Source organism: Pseudomonas sp. Fl4BN1, assembly GCF_009908285.1.
Taxonomy (GTDB): domain Bacteria; phylum Pseudomonadota; class Gammaproteobacteria; order Pseudomonadales; family Pseudomonadaceae; genus Aquipseudomonas.
On record NZ_JAAARM010000021.1, the window covers coordinates 112,829 to 123,853 of the forward strand.

At 62.1% G+C, this 11,025-nt stretch carries 10 protein-coding genes, 1 other RNA gene and 1 pseudogene; 8 read left to right on the forward strand and 4 right to left on the reverse strand.

Going from position 1 to position 11,025, the window contains the following annotated elements; translation table 11 throughout:
* The first annotated feature begins 146 nt into the window (after positions 1 to 146).
* From GV818_RS22360 to ssrA, 6 genes are all read left to right on the forward strand, one after another.
* Positions 147 to 971, forward strand: coding sequence for a (Fe-S)-binding protein (locus GV818_RS22360; RefSeq protein ID WP_161777530.1), 825 nt, complete (start codon positions 147 to 149; stop codon positions 969 to 971).
* Positions 968 to 2,422, forward strand: a complete 1,455-nt coding sequence (locus GV818_RS22365) for a LutB/LldF family L-lactate oxidation iron-sulfur protein (protein ID WP_161777531.1) — start codon at positions 968 to 970, stop codon at positions 2,420 to 2,422. The genes GV818_RS22360 and GV818_RS22365 overlap by 4 nt, the downstream gene beginning before the upstream one ends.
* Positions 2,422 to 3,093 carry a LutC/YkgG family protein gene (locus GV818_RS22370; RefSeq protein ID WP_161755776.1) on the forward strand — a complete coding sequence of 224 codons (672 nt, stop codon included), beginning with the start codon at positions 2,422 to 2,424 and terminating at the stop codon, positions 3,091 to 3,093. The genes GV818_RS22365 and GV818_RS22370 overlap by 1 nt, the downstream gene beginning before the upstream one ends.
* Positions 3,090 to 5,900: an FAD-binding and (Fe-S)-binding domain-containing protein gene (locus GV818_RS22375; RefSeq protein WP_161777532.1), complete on the forward strand. Its 2,811-nt coding sequence runs from the start codon at positions 3,090 to 3,092 to the stop codon at positions 5,898 to 5,900. The genes GV818_RS22370 and GV818_RS22375 overlap by 4 nt, the downstream gene beginning before the upstream one ends.
* Before the next feature lie 210 nt (positions 5,901 to 6,110).
* Positions 6,111 to 6,398 (forward strand): hypothetical protein, encoded by a 288-nt coding sequence (locus GV818_RS22380; RefSeq protein ID WP_161777533.1) that lies wholly within the window; start codon positions 6,111 to 6,113, stop codon positions 6,396 to 6,398.
* 88 nt (positions 6,399 to 6,486) lie between these two features.
* Positions 6,487 to 6,880: a transfer-messenger RNA gene (gene ssrA / locus GV818_RS22385) on the forward strand.
* A 120-nt stretch (positions 6,881 to 7,000) separates the two neighbouring features.
* Here ssrA and GV818_RS35095 read toward each other — a convergent pair.
* From GV818_RS35095 to GV818_RS35100, 3 genes and pseudogenes are all read right to left on the reverse strand, one after another.
* Positions 7,001 to 7,220: pseudogene (locus GV818_RS35095) on the reverse strand (hypothetical protein).
* 46 nt (positions 7,221 to 7,266) lie between these two features.
* Positions 7,267 to 9,495: an autotransporter domain-containing protein gene (locus tag GV818_RS22390; RefSeq protein ID WP_161777534.1), complete on the reverse strand. Its 2,229-nt coding sequence runs from the start codon at positions 9,493 to 9,495 to the stop codon at positions 7,267 to 7,269.
* 232 nt (positions 9,496 to 9,727) lie between these two features.
* Positions 9,728 to 9,940, reverse strand: coding sequence for a hypothetical protein (locus GV818_RS35100; RefSeq protein WP_372242114.1), 213 nt, complete (start codon positions 9,938 to 9,940; stop codon positions 9,728 to 9,730).
* 16 nt (positions 9,941 to 9,956) lie between these two features.
* Here GV818_RS35100 and GV818_RS35105 point away from each other — a divergent pair, with 16 nt between their 5' ends.
* Positions 9,957 to 10,214, forward strand: a complete 258-nt coding sequence (locus GV818_RS35105; protein ID WP_372242115.1) for a hypothetical protein — start codon at positions 9,957 to 9,959, stop codon at positions 10,212 to 10,214.
* Here the strand turns inward: GV818_RS35105 and GV818_RS22400 are convergent.
* Positions 10,184 to 10,822: a glycoside hydrolase family 19 protein gene (locus tag GV818_RS22400; protein WP_161777536.1), complete on the reverse strand. Its 639-nt coding sequence runs from the start codon at positions 10,820 to 10,822 to the stop codon at positions 10,184 to 10,186. The two genes, GV818_RS35105 and GV818_RS22400, sit on opposite strands and share 31 nt — an antisense overlap.
* On the opposite strand from GV818_RS22400, the gene GV818_RS34265 reads away from it, so the two are divergent.
* A partial coding sequence (locus GV818_RS34265) for a hypothetical protein (protein ID WP_218586308.1) occupies positions 10,812 to 11,025 on the forward strand: 214 nt, incomplete at its 3' end. The two genes, GV818_RS22400 and GV818_RS34265, sit on opposite strands and share 11 nt — an antisense overlap.

Here is an 11,025-nt window from a genome sequence, read left to right on the forward strand (position 1 = left end):
ACCTGCGACACCGATGGAACCGACGCCGCCCTCACCCGCGGCGTCAGTCATTCACCACCCGGTCTGCAAGGCTGCTGAAAGCTTGCTGGTTTATCTTTCAGCCGCCGCAACGGACGAATAACCGGGACCACCCGGAGACACGCCTGATGAGCGAGCTTTTCTACAACGCCGTGCCCAATGCGACCCGTGTCGCGCCGCCGCTGGCCGAACCCCGGCAGTACCCCAGCGCGAAGCCGTCGCGGGTCTACCTGTTCGGCACCTGCGTGGTCGACCTGTTCTATCCCGAAGCCGGGATGGATGCGATTCACCTGCTGGAACGCGAAGGCATTCGCGTGGACTACCCGCAAGGGCAAAGCTGCTGCGGACAACCGGCCTACACCTCGGGTTACACCGAGCAGGCGCGCACCGTGGCCCGCTCGCAACTGGCGCTGTTTGCCGGTGACTATCCGGTGGTGGTGCCGTCGGGTTCCTGCGCAGGCATGCTGCGCGAGCACTACGCGGACTTGTTCAAGGACGAGCCCGAAACGCTGCAACAGGTGCAGGCCCTGGCCGCCCGCACCTTTGAGCTAGCCGAGTTCCTGCTGCACGTGTGCAAGGTGCAGCTCAAGGACAGCGGCGCGCCGGTCAAGGTGGCGCTGCACACCTCCTGCTCGGCACGTCGGGAAATGAACACCCACCTGCACGGCCGTGAGCTGCTGTCACAGCTGAGCAACGTGGAACGGGTAGAACACAGCCACGAAAGCGAATGCTGTGGCTTTGGCGGGACTTTCAGCGTCCGAATGCCGGACATCTCCGGCGCCATGGTCGCGGACAAGACCCGTGCGCTGAAGGAATCCGGCGCCCACCAGGTACTGAGTGCCGACTGCGGCTGCCTGATGAACATCAACGGCGCCCTGGAGAAACAGCAAGAGGCGTTGCGCGGCCAGCACTTGGCGAGCTTCCTCTGGCAACGTACTGGAGGTGCGCAATGAGCACCCCAGAGCTGATTCCGACCACCACGGTGGCGGACGATTTTCGCACCCGAGCCCACCAGGCCCTAGGTGACCAACAGCTGCGAAACAACTTTCGCAGCGCCATGGATTCACTCATGGCCAAGCGTGCGGCTTCGTTCAGCGATGCCCACGAAAGAGAACACCTGCGCGCCATGGGCAACGCGATTCGCGCCCGGGCGTTGTCCAAGCTGCCCGACTTGCTCGAGCGCCTGGAACAGAACCTGACCCGCAACGGTGTGACAGTGCACTGGGCGGAAACGGTGGACGAGGCCAATGGCATCGTCCTCTCGATCATCCGCGCTCACGAGGCGCGGCAAGTGATCAAGGGCAAATCGATGGTCAGCGAAGAGATGGAAATGAACCATGTCCTCGCTGAACAAGGCATTGAATGCCTTGAGTCGGACATGGGCGAGTTCATCGTCCAGCTCGACCACGAGAAGCCTTCACACATCATTATGCCGGCGATCCACAAGAATGCCGGTCAGGTCGCGTCCTTGTTCCACGACAAACTCGGCGTGGAGTACACCAAGGACGTTGACCAACTCATTCAGATCGGTCGCAAGGTCTTGCGGCAGAAATTCTTCGAAGCCGACATCGGCGTCTCCGGCGTCAACTTCGCCGTGGCCGAGACCGGCACCCTGCTGCTGGTGGAAAACGAAGGCAACGGGCGCATGTCCACCACCGTGCCGCCGGTGCACATCGCCGTCACCGGGATCGAGAAAGTCGTCGAGAACCTGCGGGACGTGGTCCCCTTGCTGTCGCTGCTGACCCGCTCAGCCCTGGGCCAGCCCATCACCACCTACGTCAACATGATCTCCGGCCCGCGCAAGGAACATGAGTTGGACGGCCCTCGGGAGGTGCACCTGGTGCTGCTGGACAACGGCCGCAGCCAGGCCTTTGCCGACAGCGAGCTGCGCCAGACCCTGAACTGCATCCGCTGCGGTGCCTGCATGAACCACTGCCCGGTCTACACCCGGGTCGGCGGCCACACCTACGGCGAGGTTTACCCGGGGCCGATCGGCAAGATCATCACCCCGCACATGGTGGGCCTGGCCAAGGTGCCGGATCACCCCAGCGCCTCCTCGCTGTGCGGCGCTTGCGGTGAAGTGTGCCCGGTGAAGATACCGATCCCGGCGCTGCTGCGGCGCCTGCGGGAAGAGAACGTCAAGGCCCCGGACAGCCCTCATCAAGTGATGCGCGGCCAGGGCAGCAAGTATTCGCGCAAGGAGCGTTTCATCTGGAACGCCTGGGCCCGGCTCAACAGCTCGCCGACCCTGTATCGCCTGTTCACCCTGGCGGCCACCCGGCTGCGCGCCCTCACCCCGAGCAAGATCGGCCCCTGGACCCAGAACCACAGTGCGCCGAAACCCGCCGCCCGGTCACTGCATGACCTGGCCCGTGAGCACCTGGACAAGCAGGGAGACCGCTGATGAGCGCCAAACACAAGATCCTCGCCAAGCTGCGCAACAGCCTGACCGGCACCACGCCGATTGTGGATAACTTCGACGAGGCGCTGGTCACCGAGCCTTACACCTACAGCGCGGAGCAACGCATCCCACAGCTGCGCAAACAGATGGAAGCGGTGCACACCGAAATCCACCTGAGCACCGCCGCCGACTGGCCAGAGCTGCTGGCCCGCCTGCTGCAGGAGCGCCAGCTGCCCAGCCTGCTGATCGCCCCGAGCACGCCCCACGGCCAGCGCGTCACCCAATACTGGGCCGAGCATCCGCAATTACCGGCGCTCAAGGCCTACGACCGCCCGGTGGAAGAATGGAAAGCCGAGCTGTTCAACGACACCCCGGCCAGCCTCACCAGCACCCTGGGCGCGATCGCCGCCACCGGCAGCCTGATCATGTGGCCAACCCGGGAAGAGCCGCGGCTGATGAGCCTGGTGCCGCCGGTGCATTTCGCCCTGCTCAAGGCCAGCGAGATCCGCGACAACTTCTATCAGGTGCAGCAACAGATGAACTGGGCCGCCGGCATGCCGACCAACGCGCTGCTGGTGTCCGGCCCATCGAAGACCGCTGATATCGAGCAAGTCCTGGCTTACGGCGCCCACGGCCCGAAAGACCTGGTGGTGCTGATCCTGGAGGACCAATGAGCCTACCGGCCGCTTTTCTGCGTGACGCCCAGCAACTGATCCCTCAGGAGCGGCGCTTCGACGACCCGCTCTCGACCCTGGCCTTCGGCACCGATGCCAGCTTCTACCGGCTGATTCCCAAGCTGGTGATCCGTGTCGAATCCGAAGATGAAGTGGTCGCCCTGCTCCAACTGGCCCAGCGTGATCAGGTGCCAGTGACCTTCCGCGCCGCGGGCACCAGCCTTTCCGGGCAGGCCATCAGCGACTCGGTGCTGATCGTTCTTGGGGATAACTGGAACGGCAAGGAGATTCGCCACCAGGGTACGCAGATCCGCCTGCAACCCGGGGTGATCGGCGCCCAGGCCAATGCCTGGCTCGCGCCGTTCGGACGCAAGATCGGCCCCGACCCGGCCTCGATCAACGCCTGCAAGATCGGCGGCATCGTCGCCAACAATGCCAGCGGCATGTGCTGCGGCACCGCGCAGAACACCTATCACACCCTGGCCGGCATCCGCCTGGTACTGGCCGATGGCACCCGCCTGGACACCGAAGATAGCGCCAGCGTCGCCGCCTTCCGCGCCAGCCATGCCCCACTGCTGGAGCGCCTGGCCGAACTGGGCCGCAGCACCCGCGCCAACAGCGAACTGGCAGCGAAGATCCGCCACAAATACCGGCTCAAAAACACCACCGGCCTGTCCCTCAATGCCCTGGTGGATTTCGACGAGCCACTGGACATCCTCAGCCACCTGCTGGTGGGTTCCGAGGGCACCCTGGGCTTTATCAGCGCGGTGACCTACGACACGGTGATCGACCACCCGAACAAGGCCTCGGCGCTGATCGTCTTTCCCGATGTGGACACCTGCTGCAACGCCGTGACCGTGCTCAAGAGCCAGCCGGTGTCGGCGGTGGAACTGCTGGACCGCCGTAGCCTGCGCTCAGTGCAGGACAAGCCCGGCATGCCGGCCTTCGTCCAGCAACTCTCGGCCAATGCCTGCGCGCTGCTGATCGAATCCCGCGCCGCCTCCTCGTCGCTGCTGCACGAACAACTGGCGCAGATCATGAATTCCCTGGCCGCCTTCCCGGTGGAAAAGCAGGTGGATTTCAGCGAAGACCCGCAGGAAAACGCCAAGCTCTGGGCGATCCGCAAGGACACCTTCCCGGCGGTGGGCGCGGTGCGCAAGACCGGCACCACGGTGATCATCGAAGACGTGACCTTCCCCGTGGAACAGCTGGCCATCGGCGTCAATCGCCTGATCGAGCTGTTCGACAAACACCACTACGACGAAGCGATCCTGTTCGGCCACGCTCTGGAGGGCAACCTGCACTTCGTCTTCACCCAAGGCTTCAACAGCAGCGATGAAGTGAACCGCTACCAGGCGTTCATGGACGACGTGGCGCAACTGGTGGCGGTGGAGTTCGGCGGCTCACTGAAGGCCGAGCACGGCACCGGACGCAACATGGCGCCCTTCGTCGAGCTGGAATGGGGCAGCGATGCCTACCAGTTGATGTGGCAGCTCAAGCGTCTGCTGGACCCCAACGCCATCCTCAACCCGGATGTGGTGCTCAGCGAAGACCCGCAGATCCACCTCAAGCACCTCAAGCCGCTGCCGGCGGCCGACGAGATTGTGGATAAGTGCATCGAGTGCGGTTTCTGCGAGCCGGTGTGTCCGTCCAAGGGGCTGACCCTGAGCCCGCGCCAGCGCATCGTCATCTGGCGTGATATCCAGGCGCGCAAACGCGCCGGCATCGACACCACTGAACTGGAGGCGGCCTATCAGTACCAGGGCGTCGACACCTGCGCCGCCACCGGCCTGTGCGCCCAGCGCTGCCCGGTGGGCATCAACACCGGCGAGCTGGTGAAAAAACTGCGCAGTGAACACGCCACCCACAACGGCACCGCCGACTGGCTCGGCTCGCACTTCGCCAGCACCTTGCAGGGCGCGCGCTTCACCCTGCACGTGGCCAACGGCGCGCGCATGCTCCTGGGGGCGCCACGCCTGAGCAAGCTGTCGGCGACCCTGACGCGCCTGTCCAAGGGCCAGGTGCCGCAGTGGAACAACGCCATGCCGCAACCGGAAAAGGCCATTCGCTTCAGCCCGGCGGTGAGCGATTCGCGTCCGCGGGTGGTGTACCTGGCAGCCTGTGTGTCCCGGGTCATGGGGCCTGCAGCGGGGGACAAGGAACAATCGTCGCTCTACGAAAAAACCCGCGGCCTGCTGGAAAAGGCCGGCTACCAGGTGGTGCTGCCGGACAACCTGGACAACCTCTGCTGCGGCCAGCCGTTCGCCTCCAAGGGCTACGCGACCCAGGCCGAGGACAAGCGCCAGGAACTGATCGGCGCCCTGCTCCACGCCAGCCGTGGCGGCCTCGACCCGATCTACTGCGACACCAGCCCCTGCACCCTGCGCCTGGTGCAGGACCTGGGGGATGTGCGCCTGGACCTCTACGATCCGGTGCGCTTCATCCGCACCCACCTGCTGGAGCGCCTGGAGTTCACCCCGCAGGAAGCACCGATCGCGGTACACGTCACCTGCAGCACCCAGCACCTGGGCGAGAGCCAGGCGCTGATCGAACTGGCCCGGCGTTGCAGCAACAACGTAGTGATCCCCGAAGGCATCCACTGTTGTGGCTTCGCCGGCGATAAGGGCTTCACCACCCCGGAGCTCAATGCCCACTCCCTGCGCAGCCTCAAGGATGCGGTGCAATATTGCAGCGAAGGCATCTCCACCAGCCGCACCTGTGAAATCGGTCTCAGCCAACATGGTGGGATCGACTATCACGGGCTGGTGTACCTGGTGGATCGGGTGACCCGGGCCAAGGTGGCCTGAACTTAGGGACGGGATCACAAGGGGCGTTTCGCCCCTTTTTTGTGCCGGCTCGAACCCGATAACGGCAGCTCCACTTCATCGCAAAAAAAAACAGAACCCCGGCGCACGGCTAGAGTCCATTTTCTAGGCCCGCAAAAAAGGGCTTAGCCCCACTCGGCAGCCTGCCCCGTTGAACGGCAGCACCGAGCCCCTGCGATCAAGGAGATAACCATGAAGCGTTCCGCACTGGCTGGACTGTTCATTACCGCCGCGATGCTGGCCTCCCCGGTGTTTGCCGCCGGGCAAGAGGACCTGTGCCAGATCAACCTGCAAAAGATCAAGGATGCCAAAGTCAGCACCGAAGTCATGAGCTCGGACCTGAGCAGCGACATCGACGCCATGGTGCAGCAAGCCACCGCCGAGCACGCCAAAGGCACCGAAGAAGGCACCAAGAACTGCATCTCCATAACCACCCAGGCGATCCAGAAATTGCAGAACAACACCAAGGGCGATCAGTAGGCCGATGCATTGGGCCAACCTTCGGGTTGGCCTTCTGGCCTCGGTTAGCGTAGACTCCGCCCACCTGTTGGTAATGCACAACAGGTTCGGGGCCGTTTAGGATTCGACGCCGGTTGCGAAACTTTAGGTGCATGCCGAGTTGGTAACAGAACTCGTAAATCCACTGTTGCAACTTCCTATAGTTGCCAATGACGAAACCTACGGGGATTACGCTCTCGCTGCGTAAGCAGCCTTAGCCCTTCCCCCCTGGTACCTTCGGGTCCAGCAATCATCAGGGGATGTCTGTAAACCCAAAATGATTGTCATATAGAACAGAATCGCCGTGCAGTACGTTGTGGACGAAGCGGCTAAAACTTACACAACTCGCCCAAAGCACCCTGCCCGTCGGGTCGCTGAGGGTTAACTCAATAGACACGGCTAAGCATGTAGTACCGACAGCGGAGTACTGGCGGACGGGGGTTCAAATCCCCCCGGCTCCACCAAACAAGCTATACAAATCAGGCACTTAGCGAATCTCGCAAGTGCCTTTTTTGTGCCTGAATGGGCTGCTTTGGCTCGGTTATGCCAGCTTAATGACAGCATTTGTAGTGGCCATGTAGTGATCAGCGGCACGCCTCGTTCGCCGCTACCAGCACCCGCTCGTACCCAATCCTCTGCCGGCGCTCTGCCAGAAGCGCCCGCACTTTGAGCTCCAGGCTGTCCGTGGACCAGGCTGACACGGGGACCGCTGGCACATTGCACCAGCACTGCTACTCGAACAGTTCGAACCTCGGGTTCCCAGCCAGTTCTAAGGCCAGCACTTCTCGGCCACCTCGCCCGCACTTGAGTACAGGGCGATCTGCTCGCAATCCGAGCGCCTTGTGGCTATTCAGATTTTAACCTCATAACCGACCGAGATTGCCGCCTGTCCTGCATCAGAAAAAGCGTCTTGAGCTACTCGTAACCCCGTAGAAAGCGTACCGCCCACACTCAGGTCATAGCTGTAGTTGGCCGTCATGTAGGCGCGTATATCATTGCGCACCAGGTTACTTTTATAGTTCAACGACTCCATGCCGGGCACATCGGTAGTGCCATTCAGGCTCATCCGATCAACATGCAAATCATGTTCAACACCCATGCCCAACTTGACCCGGGAAGCGCTGTCGATCGATGTTTGCGCATCAAGCCCCAGATCAACCACCGTCGCATTCAAACGGGCTTTTTTGTAGTCACCGGTAATCGCTCCACGGTTTTCCGAATAACCATCACGGGTGGTTCGTTGCTGGACCAACGCCATCCCCGGAGTGATCAGCCAACCGCTCTTGTGCATGACGCCGTAACCCAGGCCAACACGCGCCGCCACGGTGCTCATGTCCGCCGAGCCTTTGAGTTGTTGCACATTGCTCAATGACTTGCCACGTGTCAGCTCATTGTCCTGAGTGTTAACCCCTACGCCCACACTGACCTGCAAACCGGTGCGTGCCAAGCCGCCTTCGCTGTACTCGCCCAACAATCCCAGGCCAAAAGCCGTATCGGCACTGATACCGCTGTCGCGCAACCGTGTACTACCACTTGAAAGACTCACGCCCAAGGTGGCGTTTTCACTCAAGCCATGACCCAAGGTCAACAGACCTTGCGTTTGGTGGGTACGACCCATGCCGTTGTCAGAGCCTGTATTGGACACAACACCACTGACCCGCAGGCAGTTCATGCCAGCAGCGCCGACAAAACAACCGTTACCGAGTAGGCGATTCATCGCTAGCTGTTGCTGGGCCGCCGCCTGCTCGGTTTCGCTCGCCAGCGAGGAAAAGGACTGCAGGACGTTGATATGGTCCTGCATGATTCCAGACTCAAACGGGCTCCAGACCCGATAAATAAAGGCCCGAGTATTGCCGTCCTCGGTTTCGGCATATCCCACGACGGTGCTGCCATCGGCACTGACGGCGCTAGCGCCACTCCACCCACGATTATCGTTGCGCAGTGTGCCTAGGTCCTGCATTGCACCCAGGGCGGAATTCCAGCGAAAGGCCCGACTATTGCTGTCCTCGGTGTTGGCAGTCCCCACGACGGTGCTGCCGTCGGCACTGACGGCGGCAGCCCAAGTGTACCCAAGGTTATCGTTGCGCAGCGAGCCTAAATCTTGCATGGCATTGAGCGCCTCGGTCCAGCGAAAAGCTCGCCGAGAGTTGTCCTCGGTATCAGCGCTCCCCACGACGGTGCTGCCATCGGCACTGACGGCGCTAGCGCTACTCCACCCACGATTATCGTTGCGCAACGAGCCTAGGTCCTGCATGGCACCCAGGGCGGAGTTCCAGCGAAAGGCTCGGCTATTGCCGTCCTCGGTATCAGCCCCCCCCACGACGGTGCTGCCATCGGCACTGACGGCGCTAGCCGAGCTCGACCCAAGATTATCGTTGCGCAGCGAGCCTAAATCTTGCATGGCGTTGAGCGCCTCGGTCCAACGAAAAGCTCGCCGAGAGTTGTCCTCGGTATCAGCGATCCCCACGACGGTGCTGCCATCGGCACTGACGGCGCTAGCGCCACTCCACCCACGATTATCGTTGCGCAGTGTGCCTAGGTCCTGCATTGCACCCAGGGCGGAGTTCCAGCGAAAGGCTCGGCTATTGCCGTCCTCGGTATCAGCCCCCCCCACGACGGTGCTGCCATCGGCACTGACGGCGCTAGCGCCACTCCACCCACGATTATCGTTGCGCAGTGTGCCTAGGTCCTGCATGGCACCCAGGGCGGAGTTCCAGCGAAAGGCTCGGATAGGGCCGTCCTCGGTATCAGCCAGTCCCACGACGGTGCTGCCATCGGCACTGACGGCGCTAGCGCCACTCCACCCACGATTATCGTTGCGCAGTGTGCCTAGGTCCTGCATTGCACCCAGGGCGGAATTCCAGCGAAAGGCCCGACTATTGCTGTCCTCGGTGTCAGCCTGTCCCACGACGGTGCTGCCGTCGGCACTGACGGCGCTAGCCCAGTTCGACCCACGATTATCGTTGTGCAGTGGGCCTAGGTCTAACATTTCGTCATACGGTTCGAAGGGTGCGGCACTAACGTTCGACACAGTGACCAGGGGGAGGAACAGGAGTGCATACAGGTTGAATTTATTCATCAGTTTGCGCCTGAGAGGCGCACTCATATCAGTCGAAGACTCCTTGATGATCGAACTTACCTCGCATCTTGAGAAGGAGAATCCTCTCAATTCCCCAACATTCAGAATTTTCTTAAAAGACTCCAATGACAACTGTTCTGCCGTATATGGATGTTGACGCATCCAGGCTGGTCGCCCTTTTACTTTGTGGCAGACACTTCCTTTGCATACGCTTGGCACGCCCGTAGCGCAATCAGTCCTTGGTCACCGTCACCGGTGATGGCGACAATTCGTTGAGCATGCGCTGGGTCAAGTTCGGCTCGCGCTCCCCCATGAACCACACTGCAGGTGCTGGCATCGGCTGGCAACCCAACGCCACCACTCGGGGCGGCGTTGAGTAGGACTGACAGCCGGACATCAGCAGTAGCAAGACGGTCACGCAGGCGAGCCTGCTTTTTCTGTTCATCAGTCAATTCCTTGTAGTGGGTTTGGTCCTGGGCAACGAGTCGATCCTCGAGCGCTCGGCGCCGATCCTGCTCCTCACCCTGCCACTTAATGACAGCGGCAGCGGACGCCTCGCGCTCTTCTCCGTACGCCCGGGACTGATCAGCAAGCTGCTTGCCGTAGCGCCAGTCCTGCACCTGCCATGCGGTGCCTGCGCCAACGGCGAGCAGCAGGATGGCCAACACCAGACGCAACGCCGTGGCACTCACGCCAGCACCTTCAGCGCCAGGTCATAGAGGGCCTTGCGATCAGCCGCGCCGTTCGGCACCCGGCCCGGCTGCCCGGTGTTGATGATGCTGCCGATGTCCTGGATGCGCCCGGCATCGGCGAACTCGTTCAAGCCGTGGGTGGCCCACCACCAGGCGGCGGACAGAGACGCTTGCTCAGCCTGCTCCAGCAGCTCGGGCTCGGCCTCCAGAGGAAGGCCCAGACCAAGGCCAGCAGCGCGGTAGTTCGCACGACCGGTGACCTGCAGCAGGCCACGGCCACGAAATCGCCAGCCATCGCCCTGCTGGGTGTTGCCGTTGCGACCGGCGTAAGTGTCGTTTGCGATCGCCTCAGGGCGACGGGCCAAACCCAGGGCCCTGGTGTTCGGATTGCCGTCGGCGGCGCGATACCGCCCGGGCCAGGTAGAAGCCAAACCCGGGGCGCTGTAGTTCAGGTTTTCAACCATGCGCCGAAGATGGCCAGACTCGTGCCCGACCTGAGCCAGAAACGCAGCCTGGCGCACGCGACTGTCGATCTTGAATCGAGCCATGGCGCGGTTGAGCGCAGGTACAAAAACGCCCGCGACAGGGCGGGCGTTCGGGAGGATCTGCAGCAACTGCTGCTCGGTGATTGGCATTCGTTTTTCTCCAGGCACAAAAAACCCGCACTCGGCGGGCTTAGGAATGATCGGTGATGGGGGATTTCCCCTAAGCAAAAAAATCCCGCTCAATGGCGGGCTCATGGGGCTTACAGCTGGTTCACTGCGCGTCGATGACGAGCCTCGCTTCGGCTCGCTTGGCAGCCACATCTTCGGGAATGGGCTTACCGGTTTCGAGCTGA

Excerpts from the sequence above, each read along its gene's own strand:
- GV818_RS22370 (WP_161755776.1), top strand. The coding sequence starts at position 2,422 with ATGAGCGCCAAACACAAGATCCTCGCCAAGCTGCGCAACAGCCTGACC.
- GV818_RS22380 (WP_161777533.1), top strand. The coding sequence starts at position 6,111 with ATGAAGCGTTCCGCACTGGCTGGACTGTTCATTACCGCCGCGATGCTG.
- GV818_RS22375 (WP_161777532.1), top strand. The coding sequence starts at position 3,090 with ATGAGCCTACCGGCCGCTTTTCTGCGTGACGCCCAGCAACTGATCCCT.
- GV818_RS22400 (WP_161777536.1), bottom strand. The coding sequence starts at position 10,822 with ATGCCAATCACCGAGCAGCAGTTGCTGCAGATCCTCCCGAACGCCCGC.
- GV818_RS22365 (WP_161777531.1), top strand. The coding sequence starts at position 968 with ATGAGCACCCCAGAGCTGATTCCGACCACCACGGTGGCGGACGATTTT.
- GV818_RS35100 (WP_372242114.1), bottom strand. The coding sequence starts at position 9,940 with ATGAACAGAAAAAGCAGGCTCGCCTGCGTGACCGTCTTGCTACTGCTG.
- GV818_RS22360 (WP_161777530.1), top strand. The coding sequence starts at position 147 with ATGAGCGAGCTTTTCTACAACGCCGTGCCCAATGCGACCCGTGTCGCG.
- GV818_RS22390 (WP_161777534.1), bottom strand. The coding sequence starts at position 9,495 with ATGAATAAATTCAACCTGTATGCACTCCTGTTCCTCCCCCTGGTCACT.